Here is a 24527-nt window from a genome sequence, read left to right as displayed (position 1 = left end):
CCTGTCCTCAGCCAGCTGGCGACCTATTCCAATACTTCATTGTTGAAAGGAAATCTCACCTTTCGTCATGCTCTGCAGAATCTTAGCAGAGGTATTCTAGAGTATATACTGGCTTAAATCCTCGTCCGCGACAATAGAATCGAGCTTTTCCCGTACGAATTTACCCGTTATTTTAATGTCCTTCTTGCCCGATTCGGGAAGTTCGAAAAGAAACTCCTCGAGCAGGGCTGTCATCACGGTATGCAGCCTTCTTGCTCCGATATTTTCCGAGCGTTCGTTGAGAAGAGCCGATATCTCGGCAACAGCTCCGACGCCGTCCTTCGTGAAGGAAATCTTCGTGCCTTCGGTTTCCAGAAGCGCCTGGTACTGCTTAACGAGTGCGGTCTCCGGTTCGGTAAGGATTCGCTCGAAATCCTCCCTTGAGAGCGAATCGAGTTCAACCCTTATCGGGAAGCGTCCCTGAAGCTCCGGTATAAGATCCGAAGGCTTTGTCTTGTGAAATGCGCCCGCGGCAATGAAGAGTATGTGGTCGGTCTTCACGAGCCCGTACTTTGTTGAAATATTAGAGCCTTCTACAATAGGCAGGAGGTCCCGCTGAACGCCCTCCCTTGAAACGTCCGGCCCTGAATGCGGGCCTTCTGATCCAGCGACCTTGTCTATTTCGTCAATAAAAACTATACCCGAGTTCTCGGCTCTTTCGCGGGCAAGCGAGGTTACCTCTTCCATATCGACGAGTTTCGAAGCCTCGTCCTGGGTAAGTATCCTAAGCGCTTCCTTGACCGAGACCTTGCGGTTCTTGGGTTTTCTGGGCAGGGCGTTCTGAAGCATCTCCTGAAGCTCGACGTTGACCTCGTCCATGCCGCTGATGCGGAACAGATCAAAGAGTCCCTGCGGTTCCCTGTGCGTTTCGAGCTCGACCGTTCTCTCGTCGAGAAGACCTGCAGATAGCATCTTTCTCAACTTTGCCCTGGTCTCAGCGTGCGAGTCCTCACCCTCCTTGGGCGCAGGCATTGAAGGCAGAAGCAGGTCGAGAAGCTTCTCCCTTGCGTTTGCCTCAGCCTTTGGAATGACCTCGGCCTCCTTTTCCTTGCGCACTATCTTCACGGCTATCTCCACGAGTTCCCTTATCATAGACTCTACATCCCTGCCTACGTAGCCGACCTCGGTGAATTTTGAGGCTTCGACCTTGACGAATGGCGCCTGTGCGAGCTGTGCGAGCCTGCGCGCTATCTCCGTCTTTCCGACGCCGGTGGGCCCTATCATTATGATGTTGGCAGGATAAATCTCCTCGCGGAGTTTTTCCTGCACTCGCTGGCGGCGCCATCGGTTTCGAAGGGCTATTGCGACCGCTTTCTTGGCGTTGTCCTGTCCGACGATGTAGCGGTCAAGCTCTCTCACAATCTCTCTAGGCGTGAACACTCCGCCATCCTTCTTCAATACCCCAAGTGGCGGCGATTTAGCGTTTGTTTCTTGAATCATGTCTTCAATCTTAGGTGGCGAAGCGCCGATGTCAAGGTTACTCGCTTGCCAGAAATCGGATACGTTTTCCAGACTCAATGGAGCAAGAATCCTGAAGTCGACGATGTTTTACGTGTAAGGGTTGTTACAGGTTACGAGGTTACGGTGTTACGGGGTTGAGAACTTTAGTTTCAGCGCTTCCTCGACCGAGGCAGGACAAAGCTCGGATACGTCGCCGCCGAAGCGGGCTATTTCCTTTACGATGGAGCTTGAGATGAAGATGTAGCTCTCGGCAGGCATAAGGAATACGGTCTCAATCTGAGGCGCAAGTTTCCGGTTGGCGAGCGCGAGCTGAAGTTCGTAGTCGAAATCAGAAACCGCCCTCAGGCCCCTTATTATGAACGCGGCGTCCTTTGACCTTGCGAATTCAATCAAAAGACCGCTGAAGGTCGCCACTTCCACCCTGGGTTCGTTCTTGAGTACGTCCCGAATAAGTTCGGCGCGCTCGGTTGCCGAGAAGAGAGGATTTTTCTCGGCTCTGTCCGCAACGCCTATAATAAGCCTATCGGAGAGCGAAAGCGCCCGCATCATAACGTCGAGGTGACCGTTGGTTACGGGATCGAACGTGCCGGGGTAAACGGCTATCCTCATCTGCGCCTTCTCAAAAAACTCAGTTTGGTATCTCCGTACTCCCTGGAGTCCTCCAGTTCGAGTCTTTCCGGAACGGAAAGCTCCTGGTCTGCGGCATGCTCGACGACAATCAGAGTCTCTTCCATTATCCCGGGATTTACGGCGAGGAGTCCGATGGTCTCCGAGGCAAGACCTGAGCGGTAGGGAGGATCGCAGAAAACGTGCGTCGCGAAGAACTTGGATTGTCTGAGATAAGTACGCACATCCTGCTTGACCACGATGGTCTGCTCTTCTACGCCGAGCATCTGGATGTTTCCTTCGAGCAGCCTGCACACGCCCGGATTCTGCTCAACGAACACGACCTGACGCGCGCCTCTCGAAAGCGCCTCAAGCCCTAACGCGCCTGCCGCCGAGTAGAGATCTAAAACCCGCGCGTCAACTATGTCCTCTCCGATTATCGAGAATAATGCCTCCTTGACCTTGTCCATTGTCGGACGGAACCTTTCGCCTTCCGGATATCTAAGAATCCTGCCCCCGAACTCGCCTGATGTTATTCTCGGCATTTCTCCTCCTCATACTTGAGCCTTTCAAAATCAACTCCGCTTCTTGAAAGCATCTCTTCGCCAAGCTTGTCGGCGTAGGGCTCCAGAAAAACAATCCGGACAATCCCTGCGTTTATGAGAAGCTTTGAGCACGTTACGCAAGGCTGGGTGTTGCAGTAGAGCGTTCCGCCTTCGAGCCCTATGCCGAACCTTGCAGCCTGAACCAGCGCGTTCTGCTCCGCGTGAATTCCGCGGCATATCTCTACCCGCTCGCCCGAAGGAATTCCAAGCTCCTCGCGCAGGCAGCCGACTTCAAGGCAGTGGGAAAGACCCTTTGGAGCGCCGTTGTATCCGGTCGCAAGTATGTGTCTGTCCCTTACAATAACGGCGCCGACTTTCCTTCTCAAGCAGGTAGAACGCTCGGATACCAGCTCCGCAATCTTCATGAAATAAGAATCCCATGGAAGCCTCTTATGAACGATATTTGCCGCCGCTTCGCCCATATCTTTCTCCTATTCCTCCTCTTCCGGGACTACCGCTATCTCTCGAGCTTCGTCGGATTCCTTTATTGATATGAGCCGAACTCCAAGGCTCGGCCTTTTCTGGAACTTTACGTCTTTTACCTTTATTCGTATGCCTGTGCCCTGCTTTGTAACTATTATCGCCTGGTCCTTATCTCGCACGAGGACTGCATCCACAAGAGGACCCGAGCGCTCACTTAGCGCTATCACGCGTACGCCCTTGCCGCCGCGGTTGGCGAAGCTGGGCAGCTCATCGAATGACAAACGCTTGCCGTATCCCTTGCTCGTTACGAACAGAAGCGAACAATCGCCAAGGACCGTTGTCGAGGATACCACCCTGTCCGAGGCGGCAAGCTTGATTCCCCTTACTCCTGCCGCTGCGCGTCCCATCGGCCTCACGAGCTTGACAGGGAATCGCACGGCCTGGCCTTTCGCGGAGAATAGACAGAGTTCGACCGAATCGTCGGCAAGAAGCGCATACTGGAGCTTGTCGCCTTCGTTGAGGGTTATAGCTACTATTCCAGAGCGTCTCGTGTTTTCAAACATCGTAAGGGACGAGCGCTTTATTACTCCCTGCTCTGTCACGAGCACGACGTGCAGATTTTCCGAGAATTCCTTTACTCTTAGGAGCCTAGTTATACGCTCACCATCGGAAAGATTAAATAGCTGGTAGACGGGCTTGCCTCGTGCCTCGAAAGAGCCTTCCGGAACCTCGTAAGCCTTCAAGAGATATGCCTTGCCCAGATTGGAGAAGAAGAGAATAGAGTCGTGTGTCGAGCCGGTCAGTATGGATGCGACCATATCCTCCTTCCCGAGATCGATTGTGCCCCTGCCTGCGCCCCCGCGACCCTGCTTGCGGTAGCCTGATACAGGCATGCGCTTTATGTATCCCTGGTGAGTCAGTATTATAGTAACGTCCTCCTCCGAGATAAGATCCTCAAGCGTAATCTCTTCGGGCTTCTCGTCGCGTATCTCAGTGCGGCGCTCATCTCCGAAGCGGCGTCTGAGTTCAGAAATTTCCTTCTCGATGACGCCCATCACGCCTGCGCGTGATGCGAGTATTGTCTTGAGTCTTTCAATCTCTTTTATGAGCTCGCGGTACTCCTCCTCAAGCTTCTCCCGTTCAAGGCCTGTAAGCCTTGCAAGACGCATGTCTAGTATGGCCTGAGCCTGAACGTCGGAGAAGTCAAACCGCTTCATGAGGTTGGTTTTGGCTTCCTTCGAGTCGGGCGAGGCCTTGATTATCTGAACAATCTCGTCGATGTGGTCGAGCGCCTTCCTGAGGCCCTCGAGTATGTGCGCGCGTTCCTGTGCTTTGCGAAGCTCGAACTCGGTGCGTTTTTTCACGACATCGTAGCGGAATTCAATGAACTCCTCAAGAAGCTTCTTTAAGGGGTATACCCGGGGCGTCATATTGGTAATGGTAAGGAGTATTATAGAGAACGTCGATTGCAGAGGCGTGTGCTGATAAAGTCTGTTCAACAGAACCTCGCGGTTCGCGCCGCGTTTCAGTTCAATGACTATCCTTATTCCTTCTCTGTCAGATTCGTCCCTCAAGTCGGCAACATCTGTCAGCTTTTTGGTTTTGACGAGCTCTATAATGCGCTCTATTAGCTGAGCCTTATTAAGCTGATATGGAATCTCCGTTATGACTATCGCTTCCCTTCCAGGTTTGGGCTCCTCGAAGCGGACCTTTCCGCGGACTGTAACCCTGCCCTTGCCTGTTTTGTATGCCTCCTTTATTCCATCCTTACCGAGTATCAGGCCGCCCGTAGGGAAATCGGGGCCTTTTACGAGCTCGCACAGTTCGTCATCCGAGAGTTCCGGCTTACGGATTAATGCAACGGTGGCGTCTGCAATCTCTGAAAAGTTGTGAGGCGGTATCGACGTTGCCATGCCGACCGCGATGCCGGATGCGCCGTTCATGAGAAGCTGAGGGAATGCCGCCGGGAGCACCTCAGGCTCCTGGCGTGAGTTGTCGAAGTTCGGGATAAACCCGACCGTTTCCTTATCAAGATCGTCCAGCATGCTCATAGTCAACTGCTGGAGCTTTGATTCGGTGTATCGGTATGCGGCAGGCGGGTCGCCGTCAATTGAGCCGAAATTACCCTGACCTAAGATCAAGGGGTAGCGCAGACTGAAATCCTGCGCCATGCGGGCAAGTGTGTCGTAAACCGCCATGTCGCCGTGCGGGTGATACTTGCCTAAAACGTCGCCGACCACGGTCGCGCACTTTCGGAAGGGTTTGGCCGGATCAAGCCCAAGCTCCTTCATGGCATAGAGAATCCGGCGCTGCACTGGCTTGAGTCCGTCCCTTATATCGGGCAGGGCGCGGCTGACTATCACGCTCATGGCGTAATCAAGAAAGGATTGTCTTACTTCGTCTTCAATGTAAACAGGCTGTATGCGAGTCTCATTCATAATCATAATTCTACGCCTCGGGGAATGGAAGTCAAACGCTGCCTCCTCTCTTAAGTTGCAATTATACGGGTCTTGTGCGCAGTCCTACTCGATTCTTTCGATTATCAATCTGGAATCACTCGATGTCTTATCGCCCATTCTGAAACATCCCTCTAGCTTCTCTGCAACCGTCTCACCCTTCTTGCTGTCATTTGCGTGAACGGTCGCAAGCAGGTCGCCTTTCTTCACTGCATCGCCCAGCTTCTTTTCGATTACGAAACCTACTGCCGGATCAACCGCATCCTCCTTCCTCCTCCTGCCTGCGCCCAGCTCGACGGCCAGCATGCCTATTCTGTAGGTATCAATCTCCGTCAGGACACCGTTATCTAAAGCTCTTGCCTCGACTCTCGCCTCCGCCTGAGGCAGAATCGAATAATCTTCGGCAATCCTCTCATCTCCTCCTTGTCCGCGTACAATCTCGCGAAACTTGTCGAGCGCCTTGCCCGAGTCCAGATTCGAGACCGCATTCTCTCTAGCCCTGCTCTCCTCAACGCCCGACAGGCAAAGCATCTTTGAACAAAGCTCCAGGGCTAGCGTCCTCAAATCCGCCGGACCTCCTCCCTTGAGACAGTCAATCGCCTCACGAACCTCAAGAGCGTTGCCCACCGCCTTTCCGGTCGGCTCATCCATATTTGTCAAGAGAGCGTTCGTTCGCACGCCGAATCTTGCGGTAACGCCAATAATCGTGCCTGCAAGCTTCTTCCCCTCCTCCTTCGTTTTCATGAAAGCGCCGTTGCCCACCTTGACGTCAAGCGCCAAACCCTGGGACCCCTCAGCTATCTTCTTTGAGGATATCGATGCTGCAATCAAAGGTATTGATTCCACCGTGGCTGTTACGTCCCTCAGCGCATATATCCTAGCGTCCGCAGGACAAAGCTCTCCAGTCTGTCCCATCATTGCTGCACCGACATCCTCCAGCAGTCTCTTGAACTCATCCTCGGATAGAAAGGTTCTGAAACCGGGAATCGACGCGAGTTTATCCAATGTCCCGCCGGTATGACCAAGACCTCTGCCCGAAACCATCGGCACGACAAGCCCGCATGAAGCTGCAAGCGGCGCCAGAACGAGCGAAACCTTATCTCCCACACCGCCGGTCGAGTGTTTATCCACCTTGATTCCCCTAATCCCCGATAGATCAAATCTCTCGCCTGATTCAATCAAGGCTTCGGTGTAAGCAAAAAGCTCTTCGTCGGAGAGTCCGTTGAAATTCACCGCCATCAACCATGCCGACATCTGGTAGTCGGCGACGGTTCCTTCAAGGTAACCCTCGACGAATTCCTTAACCTCGTCTGAAGAAAATGTATTGCCTATGCGTTTTTTCCTGATGAAATCGTAGGCAGAAACAGGCATGATTCAAGGATACTTTAACGAAGCATTAAAGTCAATGTTTATTGAAAAAACTCCCTAAAGCAGGCTTAGCTAGTAAATGACTTCTAAAGGTCTTGGATCCATCTCCACCTCGAGCTCGAAAACGCTCTTTACACCTTTCGGCTTGAATTCAAGCTCCAGCGGTTCATGATTGGGTGCATTAAAGAGAATCTCGGCAGGCCGGGCAGGCGCGGGCGGAAGCTCGAATCTGCCTGAAGAATCCGTTACCACAACGGTATCTATAGCTTCATGCAAGACCCTTGCTCCTGCAATAGGATAGCCTGAGGATGCATCTTTCACTATGCCTTTAATCTCAATCGTTCTTTCGCAGTCAAATGAAAAAAAGCCCGCGATAATTACGGATAACAAAATTAACTTCTTCATTTTCGTCCTCCAGTAGAAAGATAAGCTTTTTCAGGCGGTTGTCAAGGTTTTGTGAACTTCCTCAGCCCCAGCGTTTTTGCTACCCTGTCCGCAACGTCCGGCCTGTCGGAGATTATGCCATCCACTCCAAGCTTGATGAGCCTTTCCATATCATCGGATTCGTTGACGGTCCATACATGAACCTTGAGTCCCTTTTTGTGGCAGAGCTTGACGAAATTGGGGGTTACGACGCGGATTGAGCCTGAGTATTCCGGAACCTGAACGGCGTCCATTGGCGTTTTTACTAGGCTTCCGAGTCCAACCTTGCCCCAGAGAACGAGCGGTTTTATTTCCGATTCAGAACCCGATGTGGCAATTTTTGAATCAAGTTTGCGGACCCGTTCGAGAACTGGCGTATAGACAGAAGCTATCATCACTTGTTCTTCCATTTGCTCTATCTTGACAAGAGAGACGAGAATATCGGCTTCCCAGATGAGAGAGTCTTTAATTTCTATATTGAAAAGGTCGTCGGGAAAGGAGTCAAAAACCTCGGCCATCGTTGGAATCCTTACCCCTTTGTTTCTCCACGGGAAAGTGAGCCCCGAGTCGGGAGTAAACCAGAAACCGGCGTCCAGCTTACGCAGTTCATCAAAAGTCATCTCCCGGATATTACCCGATCCGTTGGTCGTCCTGTCAACGGTTTCGTCGTGCAGAACTACGAGACTGTCGTCAGCGGTAAGATGCACGTCAAGCTCCCATACGTCAGGATTATACAGAGATTTTGATTCCTTCCAGCCTTCTATGGTGTTCTCGGGGACTACCTGAGCGCCCGCCCTGTGAGCAAAGATAAGTAGTTGATTGGAATCTTTGAATGGATTTACCCCTCCAATGCTTATCATCAAAAACAAGAACGGGTTCAAAAACATCTCCTGCTTAAGAAATCAGTCTACGTCTGCTATCACTTTCTCTCTGGGTCGTTCGGCAAGCGCTTTTGAAAGCTGTTCAAGGGAGTCCATGAAAATCTCGAGATTTTGAACTGGCAGTGTTTCCATTATTCTTTTCCAGTCGCGGCGCTGTGCGTTTTGCAGTCTTTGCGCCACGCGCCGGCCCTTAGGCGAAAGGGTAACAAAAACTACTCGGCGGTCCTCATCCGAGCGCATCCTCTCAAGCAGACGGGCGCGCACCATGCGGTCCACGAGTCCTGTAATGTTGGCTTTTGAAACGCCGAGCGCCAGGGCAAGCTCGTTCATCTGCATCGCTTCCTTGTCCAGGAGCGTCTGAAGAATGTAATACTGCGAGAATGAAAGTTCGCTCCCGAAGGGTGTAGAAGAACCGATAAGCTGAAGACCGCGCAAAAGCACCGGTCCGAGATCTTCAAGTCTCTTTACTTGCTCATCAACCGAATGTCCCATACTGTTAATATGCTCAATAAATTAAATTTGTCAATACCTTAAATCCCCGAAACCGAACCTTTTCCCCAGTACAATCTTCGCCATATTTCCTAGTATGGCGAAGATAACCAGGGTTGGTTTGACTAAAAGCCTGTTCTGAATACGCTACATTTCATCGGGAGTTTCTATTCCCAAAAGCTTTAATCCTTGCTCAAGAATATCACCTGTTGCCTTAACAAGGAGAAGTCGCGCCTTTCTGGTTTCTGTATCTGACTTCAGCACCTGCAGATTCGTGTAGAATCTGCTGAAGGACGTGGCGAGGTCGTAGAGATACCCTGCGAGCACATGTGGTGAATAACGCTCAGCCGCCTCAGTAATCGCATGCGGGAAGCGGCCAAGATGCAGAAGAAGTTCTTTACTCTCCTCATCCATCAGGCCATTAACGAGATGGGCGATGTCCCCTCTATTCAGATTCTTGAGGGGTTCCCTCTCAACCGGCTCTGCCTTCTGCATTATTTTTTTGCAGCGAACTGCCGCATACTGCAGATATGGCGCCGAGTTGCCTTCAAAAGAGAGCATCTTCTGCCAGTCGAAGACTATATCCTTAATCCTGTCCTGCGAAAGATCCGCGTAGACGACGGCTCCTATACCTACCTTCCGTGCCACCTCCTTTCTATCCCCCTCGGTCATCTCCGGATTCTTTTCCTTAATAATCTCTTCCGCCCTTCGCTCGGCCTCATCCAGAAGCTCGTCGAGATAGACCACCCTGCCCTCCCTTGTCGACATCTTGCCTGAAGGAAGCGAGACCATCCCGAAGCGTATGTGCTCAAGGCAATCCGGATACCCCATCGTACTAAGAACCTTTGCAAGATTGGAGAAGTGAAGATTTTGCTCGGTTGCAACAACATAGAGGAGCTTTGCAGGTTTCCAGCGCTCTATTCTTACAAGCGCTGACGCCAGGTCTCTTGATGCGTAGAGCGTGGTTCCGTCCGATTTCCGCGCCACGAGTGGTGGAACACTATCATCCTCACCCGTCCTTACGATAACGGCTCCTTCCGAACGCTCGGCTATCCCTTCTCTCAATAAACTATCTATCAGGTCGTGAGCTTTTGCCTCAAACTCGCTCTCGAACCAGTTGTTGTCGAAATGAACTCCAAGTCTCGCCACGGTTCCTTCAAAGTCCTTAAGGCTTGCCTCGCGGAATCTTTTCCAGAGTTCACGTTCGGCGCTTTCGCCATTTTCGAGGCGCATGAAGGATGCCCTTGCCTCATCTTCTAAGGCAGGATTCGATTCCGTCTCCTTGTGGAAGCGGACATATAGATCAACAAGATGTCTCACCGGTTCTTTAATGAATGACTCTTCGTCTCCCCATTGGCTAAAGGCGTAAAGAAGCTTTCCGAACTGGGTTCCCCAGTCGGAAAGGAAGTTTATGCCAATCGTCTCGAATCCAGAAGCTCTCAAAATGTTTATAAGTGATTGTCCGATAATAGTAGAGCGCAGATGACCGACGGTCAATGGTTTTGCTATATTGGGAGAGCAGTAGTCGACCACCACCTTCTTATGCTTATCCGGGTGTCTTCCGTAGTTTGCGCCTGAACGGTTCAAGTCTCCGATTACCTCCTCGAGGAGAAATGAGGTCTTAGCGAATACGTTTACGTAGCCGCGCTCCGCCTGAAACCTTTCCAGGATTGAATCCGTAGCTAATTCAGCATTCCAATGCGCCGCCAGTTCCTCGGCAAGCTTTACAGGGCTAGCGCCTCCTGTCTTAGCGTGTCTAAAACAAGGGATTGCATAAATTGCCTGAGATTCCTTGGGCGGTCTGCGTATCTCCGGATGAGCGTCGCCAAACTCCTTTGCCGCAAGGGCTTCAACCTCATCGAAAAGCCTTTCCAATACGTACTTCAATAAATCTCCTTTGCAAAGTCTAACGGCATCAGTTGCTCGTGTCAACAATAAGGATCCCCTCCCTCCCTTCTCGTAAATTGGAAATAATGTTTCCGTCCCTTTCCACGAACCATGCACCGCCAAAGGAATCTTCCTGTTCTTCACCCTCGTATAAATTTACCGCAAGCGTACGTCCTCCCAGCATCCTGAATCTCTCACAATACTCACGAAACTCAACTGGCCAATCATTCTCAGGATTCAACGCCCGCAGGAAGGGAAAGAGAATGTAATCGGGCTTCAGCGATTTCATCCTTTGCACAATCAAATCATCCCAGAGGTCACCGCAAACGAGCACGCCTGCTCTTCCAAAAGGGGTTTGTATAATCTCCACTCGCTCCCCTACGCAGTAGATTCCTTGATCATCGCTAGGCCGGCGCCAGCCTGGGTCGATTCTCCGGTAGTGCAGAGCCAGTCTGCCCGAAGGGTCGAAGATAACGTAGGAGTCGAAAATCATGCGCTGGAACCTCTCAAGCAGCCCTGCAGCAAACCACACCCGGTTTCTCTCCGCGAACTCCTGCCATTTTTTGTTCCTCGAAGAACCGAGCACTTCAGCCAGCATATAATCGCGCTCCGGGTCTCCGGTATCCCTGAGTCCGGTTGCGGCGGCTTCGGGAAACACGAGAAATCGAGCGCCCATTGAAACGGCGCTCTCGGCAAGTTGCACCATCCTTCTCTCGTTTGCACTGAAGTCGGCGGTTGCATGATTCGAGATGAGGGCGGCTTTCACTAAATCCTTCTAAGCTGTTCAAGCAGAGTCGAGAACGAGCCTTGCCCCCTGTACGTTCTTTTTTGTGTAAGGATGAACCACGAATCCTTCTGGAAACCGACCTTTGTCACTCGCTTCTTCCTTGCCAGAGCCCTTGCCTTTGCCACATCGAGAATCCTTGAAGCCGTCTCCGGCATCCTTCCGAAGCGGTCTTCGAGTTCATCCTTCAACTTGTCTACCCCTTTCTCGTCTTCTACAGACAAGAGTCGTTTATAGAGAGATACCCTCTCAGCAGTTTCTCCTATATAACTCTCGGGAAGATAAGCACCGTATGCCATCTCAAGAACGGGTTCATCGAACCAGTCCTCGCCCTTCAACCGCGCCACAGCCTCGGCAAGAAGCTTGGTATAGAGCGTAAAGCCGATGGTCGTGACGTGGCCGTGCTGTGCGGTGCCGAGAAGGTTTCCGACCCCTCGCATCTCCATGTCTCTCAGAGCCAGACGGTAGCCTGCGCCCAGACCGGCATAGGCCTTTATAGCGGCAAACCGCTTCTTGGCATCATCCGTCGATTTTCGCGGAACAATAAAAAGCGCGTAGCCCTGGCGTTCGGCCCTGCCTACGCGGCCCCTCAGCTGATGAAGATCAGCAAGCCCGAAAAGGTCTGCCCTGTCCACGATTATGGTGTTGAGGTCGGGGATGTCTATTCCTGCCTCAAGGATGGCTGTCGAGACGAGAATGTCTACCTTATGTTCTAGGAAACGGTCATAAATCGCCGCTAGTTCGCGCTCGGGCATCTGACCGTGGGCGATATGCATCGAAAGCCCGGGCAGAAGTCTTTGGAGCCTTCTTCTCAGTGCGTCGATAGTCTCTATTCTGTTGTGGATGAAGAGCGTCAGGCCTCCTCTTGAACGCTCCCTCAAGACCCAATCGCGAACCATATCGTCGGACCAGTGCTCCACCTCGGTTATCACATCCTTGCGTCCCACGGGCGGGGTTTCAATCCTCGAAACATCCCTTATTCCCACAAGGCTCATATAGAGCGTTCTCGGAATAGGAGTAGCGGTTAATGCTAAGGTGTCCACCTCTGTTCTTTTCTTGCGAATCTTTTCCTTGTGCTTTACGCCGAAGCGGTGCTCGTCGTCTATTATCAGAAGACCTAAGTCCCTCCATTTGACGTTTTCGGAAAGAAGGGCGTGCGTGCCCACAATAATATCGATGCGCCCTTCCTCAAGCTCAACCAATATCCTTTTTCGTTCCGCAGCTGAAACGAACCGCGATATCATGGCAATTCTTAAAGGAAGTTCTTTCAGACGGCTAGTGAAAGTCCTGTAATGCTGAAGAGCCAGAATCGTGGTAGGAGCCATCAGCGCGACCTGTTTTGAATCGAGCGCCGCCTTGAGCGCCGCACGAAGCGCAACCTCGGTCTTTCCGTATCCGACTTCGCCGCAAACCAGTCTGTCCATGGGATGCCTCGATTCCATATCCGCCTCTATGGATTCGATTGCACGGCGCTGATCGGGCGTCTCCTCGTAAGGAAAGGAGAGCTCCGCCCATTCCATCTCCTCCCGGTGAACGCCGAAAGCGTGGCCCTTGGCTAGCGACCTCTTCGCGTAAAGCGAAAGCAGCTCCTGTGCGTAGTCGTATGCCGATTTTCGGGCGTTCTTTGAGGCAAGCTTCCAGCTTTCAGAGCCGAGCTTGTTTACCCTGGGGAGCCGCCCTTCTGTTCCTATATAGCGGTCAAGCAGCCCCAGATTCTCTACAGGCAGGTATAATACGTCCGTGCCTGCATAAGAAATCTCAAGGAATTCTTTCTCTTCAACCCCTATCTTGAGCTTCTTAAGACCCTTGTATATGCCTATTCCGTAATCGATGTGAACAACATAGTCTCCTTCGTGCAGCTCGTGAAAAGCGTCCGCAGGAAGACCCCTGAAATGGCTGGGTATTTTCCGCTTGTGTCTGGTTCCGAAAAGCTCCTCATCAGTGAACACTGCATAACCTTCTTCCCTCGCCACCCAACCTCCTGAAAGATGGGTGTCAACAATCCTGAAGTTAGTGAGATGATTTGAGATGTAGTTCTGGCCGTGTTCCTTATCTACCGCGAAAAGGAGCTCGAGTCCTTGGTTCTCAAGCTCCTTTATTTCCTCGAAGTTACCAAGGATCTTTCTTGCTTCAGCATACCCGAAGTCGAAAGTTTTTTTTGTTTCATCAGAATCTCGCAGTTCTTTTACAAGAAGCAGATCCGGCATCACAGCATCAATCGCCGAGACAACGAGAGATGTGCTCAAATACTCCATGACTGTAGGTCCATAATTCTCCGGCGGTCTGTTTGATACCACTTCAATCGAGGTGGCGCTCTCCTTAGAGCGCTGAGTGAGAGGGTCAAAACTTCTGATGGAGATAACGCGTTCACCCTCGAATTCGACCCTCGAAGGCTCATCCCACAGAGGGGAGAAGACGTCAAGTATTCCTCCCCTCTGTGCAAACTCCGCAGGCTCGGTCACGAGGTCGCTTCTTTCGAAGCCGTTGGCTGAAAGCCACTCGATGGCACGGTCAAGCTCAATCTCGCCGGAGACCTCGAAGTACAAGGCTGGCCTTTCCTTCGCCTCGCCAATCCTTCTCTGTAACAGTTCTTCAGGGCAGAGAATCAATCCGGGCAGCTCATCATTTGCTCGCAGTGAATTCAAATCCTCGGCCCTCCTTAAAGCTAAGGTCTCCGATTTTTCCAGGTCATCCAGATCGAATAACAGCCTTTCGACTTCTTCGTTATTCTTTGCTGCATAAAGCACTTCCCTGCCGGTATCAACCAACGCTTTGAGAAAAAACGCTTTCGTTGCCCCGTATAATCCTGCAACCACCGAAGGATTTTCTTCCTGGTTCAGAAAACGCAAGAAAGGAGGCGATTCGACAAAACGCCTGAAAATGTATTGCTTGGTCAACGATTCACTCATGGAGATTGGATTCTATTTGTAATGGCTGAACTGTCAAATAAGAAGCACCCCGACTTCCGTCGGGGTGCCATCATCATAAAAAACGTTAGTCTAGATGGAAGCCTTGTCAACAGCAATCGTGAAGGATCTGCAAAAAACAAAGAAATCCCTATATCAGCAGATCTCATAATATCCTTCGTGGAGGCAAAGTTCATGGAGGTGTTTTAGAACTTTCTTGGATACAGGGTCTTATCCCTGAGATTTTCATTCAAATGTACCGATGAGTTCTTGGGATTCCGCAGTTATCTATACCCGAATTCTAAAGAAATTAAAGAAACGGACGAGGAACTACGAGCCGTATCCGTTATCGTCTCTGAATCAACACGGAGACTCTTGACATATCCATTTCCGCGATTAGGATGTAGTCGAGTAATCAACGAAGGAGGAGTAATGAACAAAAGAACTGTATTTTTAGTTCTGCTTCTTGCAGGAATGTTTCTCGTTTCGGGCTGCGAAATAATCAACCAGCTGAAGCAGGGCGTGTACCATGCGGCGTCAAGGATCAATTCAATTCAGGCGATAGGCGCTTCAAAAGAGTTCGCGATGGTCGATATCGAATACGTATTTACGGGAACAGGCATAACGGCAACCAAGGTCGTTTTCGGACGCTCAGGTTCCACAAGACGCGATACTGCCAATATCGTTTTGGCAGGTACAATCTACAATGACTTGGATACGCTCGAGGCTGAAAAGGCATACACTTATTACATGTGGCTCCTCGACGAGTCAGGGCTAAAATCTTACGATACGGTCGAAGTAAAGACGTTACCGGTTCTCGAAATAACTGCTCCCTCAGACACCCTCACAGGAAATGCAATCACCGTAACCTTCAAGAAATTGACCTACGACGGCAAGGACTATCTCGACTACAAGATAGCGCTATACGATGCCGAGGGACTTGATCTTTTTGACCCTGATCCCGAAGTCTTCCTCAAGATGGCGACCCCGATTGAAGAAAAGAGCCTCTCGATAACCGAAAACGACACCGAGGGTTCAATCAATCTCTCCACTGCACCTTCAGCTTTTCTCAAGGGTTATGTAGTTACCGTCTCAACCGACAAGCCCGTCTTCGGCCCTCTTGTAAACAAATCCACCGGAGTCAAGCCCTTCTTCTGGATGAATGTCAAATAAAAAAATTCAATGTACATATGATATACAAAAGCCCCCTCACAGTGGGGGCTTTTGTGTCAATAGAACAATACCTAGCGACTTAGCCGGTTGTTTTCTTGTCCTTGCGCTTAATCGATACTAGAGAGAGCGCCACGGCCAGCCCGACCAGGCCGAGGGATATAAAGGTAATCCAGACGCCTGCAGTCACATACGGCGACTTGAAGCGAAACTCAATCCTATGCATGCCCGGCTTAAGAACCACCGCTCTCAAAGTATAGTCCGCGCGGTAGACCTTTTGTTCCTTGTCGTCAACCCATGCGCGATACCACGGGTACCAGTTTTCCGATAATACAAGCACGCAAGACCGCTTTACGTCCGTTTTCAACTCAATAACATTAGGTTCGTATCTCGTTATGCTAACGTAGCCGGGCGAAGATGTATCTGCGGAATTCAACCAATCGCCGGGTTTTTCTTCAAGAATAACGTCCCTGTGTGGGTCGAAATCCTTTTGCGCGATTCTTGATAGAATCGCCTTATCGTCCTTAATTACCTCGATATTCGAGGCAAGCCACGCACGTGATACTGGGGCTGAGTTCCTGTATATCGCGTAGTTCTGACCCAGGTATACAGGTTTGAAAGTACTCTGAGTAGTGTCTATCCAAGTTCCGAGCTCGGAGTACAACGCCCGTATCATGGCCTGATCCTGGGCTGCATATCGGTCTATGTCAGCCATCTCAGGCAGTCTTAACGATATCAAGTACTTGACGTCCAGCAATGAAAGAAAAGCGGGATAGCGAAGATTTGAAGCGTCGCGGAACATGATGGTGTGCGGGGCGCCGATAAACTCCTGGTAGCGCTCCAGCTGATTGCCGTGATAGCCGCCTACGGACTGGATTCCGTGCAGCATAAGATAGTCGTCCCTGCGGTAGAGGTCGTTGCCCATATACTGAAGCGGGAAAACCCTATAAATCCCGTTGTCAGCCTTAAGATAGTTGACAACTTCATCTGGTGCATAAAGCTCCTCTGCCGATATGGGATTGCCGTTCCGGTCCCTAACAATATCTACAAAGTGACGGTCTACAAGCCACAGATCGACAAACACTAAGCCTGCAAGCGCAAGACCCCAAATCAAAGTAAGTTTTTTGAAACGCCGCCAGAGAAGAATCACCAACAAACCCCCGGCGAGGAAGAGAAAGCTTAACCAGAAGCCATTGGAGGCGTTCCGTATGTTTGCCTGCATCCTTGAAAGCAGGGCTTGAGCTCTTTCAGGTCCGTTGGTCTGCATAAGCTCCCCCCGTGCCAGTCCCGAGACGAAATTGCCGAATCCTGAGGGGTCCGCGGAAGACCATATCGCCAGTATAGCCATCAGTCCACCTATGATCGAAAATACGAGTAGGGCTATATCAGGCTTTTTCCGTCTTTCCTTCTGGGGTTTGGGTGGAGCATTAATGATTTCCTCAAGTGCCATGGCAGCTAACACTACGGAGGAAAAAGCAACCGTGAAGAATATCATCGCAGGCGCCCTGAAGCTTTTGAGAAGCGGAAAAATCTCGTATGGGATTCTGTAAAAGAAGGTATTGCCTCCGAGCGACATCAGCAATCCGAAAAGTGAAAACCCCATAAAGAACTTGGTCTCCTTGCGCTTCCAGGCTAAGATGATTCCGACAATCGCCAGAGCCATTATTATAATCCCGAAGTACTCCGAGTGCTGCTTGAATGCGTTAGGACCCCAGTAGTTCTCGAGTATTCCCGAGAACCTTGCATTAAAGAGATCGAAGACCTCAAGCCTCGGCATTGACCAGGAAGTGTTCCATTCCCACCCCCTTCCGCCTTCGCCTCTTGGCGAGAATGCAAGATAGGCTATAGAAGGCAGGAACTGAATCGCCGATATGGCAAAGCCTAATGCAAGGGAGCCGAAGGAAAGGCCGAGGCTTTTTGCACCGAATCCCCAGCGCTTCTCCTTGATGCCGAGAGCAAGGAGCTTGAATATGATGTAGAAGGCCATCATCATCAGCATGTAGTAGGTCATCTGAACGTGAGGAGAGAGCAGTGCAAGACCTATCACGAGTCCGAGGAGCGAAAACCACATGAGCTGCCGCCTTGTTTCGGGATCGAATGCTTTCTGTATCAAGAACAACCCGGCGGGCAGAAGGGATGAAACGATGATTTTTCCGTCGTGCCCGGACACAACGTGGGTGACCATCACACCCGTGAACATGTATGCAATAGCGCCGATTAAGGCGACAGCTTGGCTTGTCTTCAATGTTCTAAGGAAACCGTAAGTGAAGATTCCTGCAACAATGATTTGAATAATGAAAACGAGCGACATCACCGTTCCTACTGGAAAGACGAGCCTTAAGAAAGCCGTAATATACAAAGCATCGCCGTGAAGGGCATCTATGTAGGGCAGGCCAGCAAAGATGTATGGATTCCAAAGCGGCATCTGACCTGTTGTCCGAATTGCATCCTGAGCGAAAGATTTGAACATGTATCCTGCCAGCAGCTGGTCTGAACCCTGGATCAAGTGACCTCTGGCAAGAGTGTTTGCGAATAAAAGGAACACGAGTATGCTGAGACCTAAAAGAAGCCAGCCCCAGCCTATTTTGTACTCCGGGGCAGTAACTGTTGCTTTCTCTTGGATTTGTTTCGGTTCATTTTTTTTCGTCGGTTTCTTCTTTGACATTTTTCCTCCGCATAAAGATAACGGCAATTAACACTAAAGTCAACTCAATAATCGTGAACCACAGCCTCTGGCCGAAAGAAATAGCAACGGCTACCCCTGACCCGACCAATCCGGCAAGAAACAAGGCAAGAATTCCTTCTCTGACACCCAGGCCTCCGGGGACGAAGAGCGCCAGAAGCCCTACTATATATGCAGCTGCGAAAGAACCCGATATTACGAACCAGTCGGTTAAAGGTACAGGGTGTATGGATGAAACGAACAGATAAAAAGTGATTCCGTAAAAAAACCAGCTCAGCACATATAAAAGGAAAAAAGAAAGCAATCTGATGTATGAAAGATTGAACTCGAGAGGTTCTCGTTTAAGGATTCTCAAGAGCCAGTTTGTGAAACCTTTCAGAATCCTCGGGTGGATCAGTACCAGAACGAGCAATACGGGCAGAAGAAGCCAGTACGGCGAGAAGTTATTGACGCCCAGGCTTTTCATGAAAGGTAAAAGAATTCTTTGCGGTTCGACAATCAGGGATACGGAAAAGAATAATATCCCTGCAAGCACGGCCAATATCTGCGCGAGCACTGCAGCCCAAACGCCCGTCTCAGCACGCACGCCCTCTTTTTGTCCAAGATATACCATTCCGGCTATCTGCCAGACTTTACCGGGCAGGTATCTGCCCATGGACGAGATTGCGAAAATCCTTATGGCCGACGGGAGCCCGACACTCCCCCCTAGCTTAATAAGCAGCCCTCGCCATAAAACAATCATATAGAAAAGCGTTACGCCCAAAGCAACAAAGGAAAGAATCAAAAACCAGGGATTAAAATTCCATTGAAAATCCTTAACCTGTTCCCAGTTTTTTACAACCGTTCTGGTAAGGAAAAAAACGATTGCTCCAATTATTGCTATTTGTATAGTCCATCTCAGAACCTTTTTCCATGTCTTTGTCTTAGGTTGGGGCTTTTTATCAGGCTTCATCTCGTCATTCAAGAAAGCACCCTCTTATATATATCTGAAAGGCGGGTTGCCGCGTACCCGGCAAGAAAGCGTTTTGCATTGGCCTGGCCTAAAGCTGCCATTTTCAACGTCTTCCGCTCATCAGAAAGGAGATCGGCAATGGCTTTGGCCAGCGAATGAACGTCATCCGGTTTCACAAGTATACCGGTTTTCCCGTCTTCTATTATATCGCGCTGCCCGCCGGCATCGGCGCCAATTACTGCAAGGCCTGCAAGCTGACCTTCAACAAGAGCCAAGCCGAATCCTTCATCTACCGAAGGCAGGACCAATATACCTGCATCCTTCAATATTTCAGGTATCTTATGATGTGGCTGTCTTCCAACGAATATAGTGTTGATATTCTTTTCCAGGCACAGGTCTTCCAGAGATTTTCTTTCAGGCCCGTCGCCGACAATCGCAAGATCGAGCTTTATTCCTACTTCTGCGAGAACCCCCAAGGCGTCAATCAGAACATCAAATCTTTTTTGTTTGACCAGATTGCCAATGGCCACAATCCTTTTGGCGAGTCTCCTCTTCGGCCGGGCAAGGAAATTCTTGGATGCGGGCATCGGCAGGAGCTCTTTCTGCTTTTTTACACCACTTATCTTCTCAAGAGTATCACCAAGGAAGCGTGAAACAGGCATCAAGAGTCTAATGCGCGACAGCACCCATCGCGAGAGTGCTCGACCGAATATTAGGTTCTTCAGTAACATAACATCAGTTCCATGAACACTTAAGAGCAATGGTATATGCCACGATGAAAGGGCAAGTCTTGCTGCAATTCCTGCAGGCATCAGCCAGTGGGCGTGGATGATATCTATGTTTTCGCTAACAATCAGCTTGCGTATGGATTTTACAAAGGAGAAAGTGAAGATAAACAATTCAATTATTCCTTTTATCCCCTGGCGGAGCGACGCAAGCATCTTTCCTTCATAGGCAAGCGTTTCCTTCCTCTCCGCAGCATATCTGAAACGATAAATCGTTACTTTTCCCCTCTTTTCTTTAATCCTCAAACCCTTCGCATGAGGGCACAATACTAATACTTTACAATCATCCGGCAGAGCCAAGGCTAACTCCTCAATAAAAGTGCCCGCTTGATCGCCTTTGAATCTCGGGTAATTGTGGGTCAGGAAAAGAACCCGCATCTATCAGTGCCGACTGCGCTTCAGGAGATCAAATTCAGCTCTAAGTTGCGCAACTTGCTCTGCAATAAAGCCTGCAACGATAAGCAGAAGCCCTACCAGGATCAACAAAATTACAAGATAAAGCAGTGGTCTGAACCCAGTACCGAAGACTCTCAGGAAGATAGCAACGATTCCTGCAATAACTCCCGAAAATAAGCTTGCCCCCCCGAGCGTTCCGAAGAGAAGCATGGGTTTACGAGAATACCTTAGCAAGAAAGCCACCGAGATCATATCAAGTACGCCTATAGGTATGCGCCAGAAGCCGAATTTGGATTTACCGAACCTTCTCGGCGTTAAAGTAACATCCACTTCACCAATTCGCCATCCTTCATTTGCAGCAAGAACGACAAGGTATCTGTGCCAGTCCTTGCGCAAGGCCATTCCTTCTACAACCTCTTTCCTGAAAGCTTTTATAGAATTTAGATCCTTTACACCGACTCTGAAAAGGAGTCTTGAAAGGGTATTGTAAACTTGAGAAACGAACTTCTTTTCGTACCGGCCTTCCTTGCGTCCCGTGACAAGATCAGCATCGCCTTCAATAATCGGTGAAACGAGCTTCGGGATATCCGAAGCGAGGAACTGGAGATCTGCAGGGAAGAAGACAAAAATCTCGCCCGATGATTGCTTGAAGCCGGTTTCCAGAACTTTCGTTATTCCGAAGTTTGTCCGGTGACTGAATACCTTCAGGAAAGCATTTTTCTTGGAAAGACCTGAAGCAACCTGAAAAGTATTGTCAGTGCTTCCATCATCTACAAATATGACTTCAAAATCAAAACTTGCTTTCGCCTTAAGCTCAAGGAACTGAGCTATAAGCAAAGGCACACTCTCCTCTTCGTTGAAAGCAGGTATTATTATTGAAACCTTTTTTTTCTTCACGTAGTAAGTGTATCAAACAAGTGCGTAAAAGTCAAGATGGATTGTTCAATTGTTTGTCAGGAACACCACAATTATGGGAGTGTAGCTTTGGGAAATAAGCCATCTAGACAGAGACAAGAAGTTATAATTTTCTATAATCAGGTTTTACTTAATATTGAACCCTGGTCATTAAATTTAAGCAGTGCTATACATAAGGTTAAAAAAAAAATAACTTGCAACGAATCAAGGGTGGCACGCATCTTGCTAAAGCTTTATGAAGTAAACGCTGTCAGGGAATAATTTGTTACGGGAAGAGAAACAATTAATACAGCGTACAAAAAGGGGTTCCTTCGGATTCTCTCAAGTTGCCTTTCGGGGGCTTGACAAAATCGCAGGAAACCCCTATACTTCAAACAATGAAGCTTAGAAGTGTATAAAAGAGAGGTGAGAACTAAGACAAACCTGGCAAAGCGTGGAGGATAGATACTCCCACCCTTTGCTTAAAAAAACCTTTTCGTAAGGAGGAAAACCTAATGAGTAAAAAGCTTTTTGCAGTAGCGCTCATTCTGGGCTTTGTGATCGCAGGGTTTGCGACGACCGTGGTCACAAATAAAGATGCTAAGTATGATGCGCTGCGCCAAGGTTGGGTACAGCCCGCTGACGGAGGCGTGCTCTGGAGTCAGGCGCCCAACGCGAATACCGGCTGGTACTGGATGTACGACGGTAACGTAAACACGGCGGGAACTCCCCCGTTTACAGTGCCGGTTATGCCGAATCTGCCTCAGTGGTACGACATCACAGGCTACGGCGCCAACAAGTGCGCGCCTTACAACGATAGGCCCTTCGCCTACACAATGACAGACTCCTTCTGGTTCTACGGTCACTGGTACGTACCCGGCGACGAGCTTTACATCTCCCCTGACGGCTGGGCAAGCTTTGACCAGTCCGTAGAGGTAGACGGCGCTCCTACGCCGCCGACCTCTGTACCCCCGATCCCAAATGTTGCGGCCCCTAACGAGCTCTTCGCCCCTCTTTGGGCGGACTACAACCCCACTCTTACGCCCGAGCCCTCGAACTCGAACCGCGTATTCTATCTCGATCAATCCGTGAGCGCTCAGGTTCAGGGTCTTATGATTCAGTGGAACGCGATAAGAAGCGCTTCAGGTAGCAATACCTACACCTTCCAGCTCGGACTCAGAACCGGCGGCCAGGCCCTTCTGGATGTCGCGGGATCTTGCGGCATCATATTCAGCCGCCATTTCGTTCACTTCCTCTACGGCTCAGCGGCAAGCTGGACCGCGGACAATGCAAGGGCCGGTATAGAAGACCAGGGCGGCACCCATGGTATCTGGTACCAGGGAACTATTTCAAACAGCCGCGCCGTACGCGCCGGCTACAAGATGATATTCAAGCACGATATCGCTGCATATACCATACTCGCTCCCGGTCCGGTTGTTCTGCGCTGGACGAAGACCGAGCCCAAGCTCGTGCTCGCCAACCTGGGAACCGAAGCCGAGCACTTCACGGCCAGTCTTGACATCTACGATGACAACGACGCACAGGTTTACCACGAGGTTCTCGGTTCGTTCGATCTCATGCCCAATGCGATGGACACCCTTGTGGCTCCCTGCTGGGAACCCGGCGAGATAGGCATGACCTACACCAAGGTTCTCGGCTGCCAGCTTGCAACGGACGAGTGCCACTACAACGACACCATAGAGGTTGAAAGCTTCGTGCACTGCGACGACACCTTCCGCTACAACTGGAACTTCGGCGACGCCGAGGGCTACGGCTGGTCGGTAAGCAATCAAGGCGATGCCATGACATGGTATCCTTGCGACGGCGGCGTTCTCATGATTGGCGCCCGCGTATACCTCGACCCGGACCAATACGGTCCGCTTCACACCCCCGGTTCAATAGAAGGCTATATGCCTGTCGCCGGCTGCGGAATTCCACAGCCTACTGCCGCATTCTCCGGCGTTCTTGAAACCCCGAAGATGGGCTGGAACAAGGCTAAGTTCGGAGCGTTTGGACGCTGGGTCTCATCGAGCTCTCCCGGCGGAGTCTTTTTGAGCTTGACCGGTGCAGGAGCTATGGGTACTATGGATTGCGCAGGATGGTACGACAACTACGGAATGACCCTCTGGCCCGGCGATCATCCCTGCTATCAGGGACCCGGTCCTGGACGCAGCTTCTTCCGTCATACTTATTTCGGTACCCCGTATTTCGAAGGCTGGGGACCTCTCTGCGTGGATGACGCATTGAGTTATGGCTCCCTCGTGTACGGCGAAGACTACTACACCACGCCTATCGAAGCCTTCGTTCACCTCGGCTTCGGACCTTATCCGCTTTCGCCCAAGCCGGCTCCTCCGTGCTACTACGGCGAGGCTCACGACGTTACAGCCTACGAGATAACCCATCCGGACGACAATTGGGTTGAGGCTGGCGTAGCCATTACGCCCGAAGTCGCGATTGCCAACATTGGACGCCAGGCTGAGCCCAGCTCGGGCTTCCTGCCCGTCAAGTTCTTCGCGGTAACGGCTGACGGCGACACGGACTATGCCGACTCGGCTCTTATCCCGAAGATAGGATATCTCGGCGATCCCACGGACGGTCTTGACACTATGTACGTCGGTCAGGTGCCCTGGACGCCCGAAGGCAAATGCGACAAGTACGACGGCAACTATGTCGTAGGCGTTGAGTACGAGCTCATAGGTCTCGTCCATCTAGGCGAGATAGGCCCGGACGAGTCCGACCACTGCCCGTACAACGATACGGTCCGCCGCAACGTGCTTTCGCTTCTGACGCACGACGCAGGCGTTGTGGCTATAGAGCTTAATCCGCCGCCCGCGCCTCCGGATATCGTAGCAAGCGGCACGGCCGAAACGATTACGGCTACGGTCGAGAACTTCGGCTACAACCAGGAGAGCAACGTACCCGTACGCTGCGAGATACTGGACAAAGGCGCTGACCCAGACACGCTGGTCTATTCTAACATCCAGCTCATCACGACTCTTGACTGGCGCGGCAACACGCTGGAGAACCCCTACACTGCGGATATAGTCTTCCCTGTGTGGAACTGCCCCAGCGACAACTGGTTCACCATAACGATCCGCACCGAGCTTTCGGGCGATATGTGTCCGGACAACGACTTCCACATTCAGCACATCAACTCCGGCATAGAAGAAGGTCTACCGCCTCTTCCGTTCGCCCTCGAGTCAGCGACGCCGAGCGGCGTAACCTTCACGTTGCCTGCAACCGTAAACGTGAGCGTAAAGGTCTACGACATATCGGGTAAGCTTGTAACAACCCTCGTATCGGGCAGCAAGAATGCAGG

19 protein-coding genes are annotated in these 24527 nt (G+C 50.8%); 3 read left to right on the top strand and 16 right to left on the bottom strand.

All coding sequences use genetic code 11. The annotated features are described in order from the left end of the window. Positions 1-96: 96 nt before the first annotated feature. The 12 genes from hslU to mfd all read right to left on the bottom strand — a co-directional run bounded on the left by hslU (position 97) and on the right by mfd (position 14331). On the bottom strand, positions 97-1479 hold the full coding sequence (gene hslU / locus GX441_01335; GenBank protein NLI97283.1) for an ATP-dependent protease ATPase subunit HslU: 1383 nt from the start codon (positions 1477-1479) through the stop codon (positions 97-99). A gap of 147 nt (positions 1480-1626) precedes the next feature. Next, a complete protein-coding gene (coaD, locus tag GX441_01330; protein ID NLI97282.1) occupies positions 1627-2109 on the bottom strand; it encodes a pantetheine-phosphate adenylyltransferase in 483 nt (160 codons plus the stop codon). Then, positions 2106-2651, bottom strand: coding sequence for a 16S rRNA (guanine(966)-N(2))-methyltransferase RsmD (gene rsmD / locus GX441_01325; protein ID NLI97281.1), 546 nt, complete (start codon positions 2649-2651; stop codon positions 2106-2108). Before rsmD ends, coaD begins: the two co-directional genes overlap by 4 nt. Then, the gene (locus GX441_01320; protein ID NLI97280.1) at positions 2639-3133 is read right to left on the bottom strand and encodes a cytidine deaminase; all 495 of its coding nucleotides are present in this window, start codon (positions 3131-3133) and stop codon (positions 2639-2641) included. The genes rsmD and GX441_01320 overlap by 13 nt, the downstream gene beginning before the upstream one ends. A gap of 9 nt (positions 3134-3142) precedes the next feature. Further along, on the bottom strand, positions 3143-5572 hold the full coding sequence (gene gyrA / locus GX441_01315) for a DNA gyrase subunit A (protein NLI97279.1): 2430 nt from the start codon (positions 5570-5572) through the stop codon (positions 3143-3145). An 84-nt stretch (positions 5573-5656) separates the two neighbouring features. Continuing rightward, positions 5657-6961 (bottom strand): thymidine phosphorylase, encoded by a 1305-nt coding sequence (locus GX441_01310; protein NLI97278.1) that lies wholly within the window; start codon positions 6959-6961, stop codon positions 5657-5659. A 69-nt stretch (positions 6962-7030) separates the two neighbouring features. Continuing rightward, positions 7031-7363: a carboxypeptidase regulatory-like domain-containing protein gene (locus tag GX441_01305; protein NLI97277.1), complete on the bottom strand. Its 333-nt coding sequence runs from the start codon at positions 7361-7363 to the stop codon at positions 7031-7033. A 41-nt stretch (positions 7364-7404) separates the two neighbouring features. After that, complete coding sequence (locus tag GX441_01300; GenBank protein NLI97276.1) at positions 7405-8262, bottom strand: glycerophosphodiester phosphodiesterase; 858 nt, start codon at positions 8260-8262, stop codon at positions 7405-7407. Positions 8263-8283: 21 nt separating this feature from the next. After that, entirely contained in the window at positions 8284-8754 is a 471-nt protein-coding gene (locus tag GX441_01295; protein ID NLI97275.1) for a MarR family transcriptional regulator, read from the bottom strand. Between the two features lie 144 nt (positions 8755-8898). Continuing rightward, entirely contained in the window at positions 8899-10638 is a 1740-nt protein-coding gene (gene argS, locus GX441_01290) for an arginine--tRNA ligase (protein ID NLI97274.1), read from the bottom strand. A gap of 28 nt (positions 10639-10666) precedes the next feature. After that, complete coding sequence (locus GX441_01285) at positions 10667-11404, bottom strand: carbon-nitrogen hydrolase family protein (protein NLI97273.1); 738 nt, start codon at positions 11402-11404, stop codon at positions 10667-10669. Continuing rightward, positions 11404-14331, bottom strand: coding sequence for a transcription-repair coupling factor (mfd, locus tag GX441_01280; protein NLI97272.1), 2928 nt, complete (start codon positions 14329-14331; stop codon positions 11404-11406). Before mfd ends, GX441_01285 begins: the two co-directional genes overlap by 1 nt. 21 nt (positions 14332-14352) lie before the next feature. On the opposite strand from mfd, the gene GX441_01275 reads away from it, so the two are divergent. Further along, entirely contained in the window at positions 14353-14538 is a 186-nt protein-coding gene (locus tag GX441_01275; GenBank protein ID NLI97271.1) for a hypothetical protein, read from the top strand. A gap of 222 nt (positions 14539-14760) precedes the next feature. Next, complete coding sequence (locus GX441_01270; GenBank protein ID NLI97270.1) at positions 14761-15501, top strand: hypothetical protein; 741 nt, start codon at positions 14761-14763, stop codon at positions 15499-15501. Positions 15502-15580: 79 nt separating this feature from the next. Here GX441_01270 and GX441_01265 read toward each other — a convergent pair whose 3' ends face one another. From GX441_01265 to GX441_01250, 4 genes are read right to left on the bottom strand one after another with little or no spacing between them, the layout of a single operon-like run. Continuing rightward, positions 15581-18163, bottom strand: coding sequence for a YfhO family protein (locus tag GX441_01265; protein NLI97269.1), 2583 nt, complete (start codon positions 18161-18163; stop codon positions 15581-15583). After that, on the bottom strand, positions 18132-19133 hold the full coding sequence (locus tag GX441_01260; protein ID NLI97268.1) for a flippase-like domain-containing protein: 1002 nt from the start codon (positions 19131-19133) through the stop codon (positions 18132-18134). The genes GX441_01265 and GX441_01260 overlap by 32 nt, the downstream gene beginning before the upstream one ends. 8 nt (positions 19134-19141) lie before the next feature. Next, a complete protein-coding gene (locus GX441_01255; protein NLI97267.1) occupies positions 19142-20296 on the bottom strand; it encodes a glycosyltransferase family 4 protein in 1155 nt (384 codons plus the stop codon). Positions 20297-20299: 3 nt separating this feature from the next. Next, on the bottom strand, positions 20300-21211 hold the full coding sequence (locus tag GX441_01250) for a glycosyltransferase family 2 protein (GenBank protein NLI97266.1): 912 nt from the start codon (positions 21209-21211) through the stop codon (positions 20300-20302). A gap of 512 nt (positions 21212-21723) precedes the next feature. Between GX441_01250 and GX441_01245 the strand changes: the two genes are divergently transcribed. After that, positions 21724-24527 (top strand): hypothetical protein (locus tag GX441_01245; protein ID NLI97265.1); only part of this gene is annotated, 2804 nt, incomplete at its 3' end.

The sequence above is a fragment of the bacterium genome (genome assembly GCA_012517375.1).
Lineage (GTDB): Bacteria > Hydrothermota > Tepidihabitantia > B3-TA06 > B3-TA06 > JAAYVC01.
The sequence above is the reverse complement of the archived record's forward strand: the minus strand, read 5'-3'. Positions and strand labels throughout refer to the sequence as shown.

Coding starts and splice junctions, on each gene's coding strand:
- GX441_01265 (NLI97269.1), bottom strand. CDS start 18,163: ATGTCAAAGAAGAAACCGACGAAAAAAAATGAACCGAAACAAATCCAA.
- GX441_01260 (NLI97268.1), bottom strand. CDS start 19,133: ATGAAGCCTGATAAAAAGCCCCAACCTAAGACAAAGACATGGAAAAAG.
- GX441_01305 (NLI97277.1), bottom strand. CDS start 7,363: ATGAAGAAGTTAATTTTGTTATCCGTAATTATCGCGGGCTTTTTTTCA.
- rsmD (NLI97281.1), bottom strand. CDS start 2,651: ATGCCGAGAATAACATCAGGCGAGTTCGGGGGCAGGATTCTTAGATAT.
- GX441_01255 (NLI97267.1), bottom strand. CDS start 20,296: ATGCGGGTTCTTTTCCTGACCCACAATTACCCGAGATTCAAAGGCGAT.
- coaD (NLI97282.1), bottom strand. CDS start 2,109: ATGAGGATAGCCGTTTACCCCGGCACGTTCGATCCCGTAACCAACGGT.
- GX441_01295 (NLI97275.1), bottom strand. CDS start 8,754: ATGGGACATTCGGTTGATGAGCAAGTAAAGAGACTTGAAGATCTCGGA.
- GX441_01320 (NLI97280.1), bottom strand. CDS start 3,133: ATGGGCGAAGCGGCGGCAAATATCGTTCATAAGAGGCTTCCATGGGAT.
- GX441_01270 (NLI97270.1), top strand. CDS start 14,761: ATGAACAAAAGAACTGTATTTTTAGTTCTGCTTCTTGCAGGAATGTTT.
- gyrA (NLI97279.1), bottom strand. CDS start 5,572: ATGAATGAGACTCGCATACAGCCTGTTTACATTGAAGACGAAGTAAGA.
- mfd (NLI97272.1), bottom strand. CDS start 14,331: ATGAGTGAATCGTTGACCAAGCAATACATTTTCAGGCGTTTTGTCGAA.
- GX441_01275 (NLI97271.1), top strand. CDS start 14,353: ATGGCTGAACTGTCAAATAAGAAGCACCCCGACTTCCGTCGGGGTGCC.
- GX441_01310 (NLI97278.1), bottom strand. CDS start 6,961: ATGCCTGTTTCTGCCTACGATTTCATCAGGAAAAAACGCATAGGCAAT.
- hslU (NLI97283.1), bottom strand. CDS start 1,479: ATGATTCAAGAAACAAACGCTAAATCGCCGCCACTTGGGGTATTGAAG.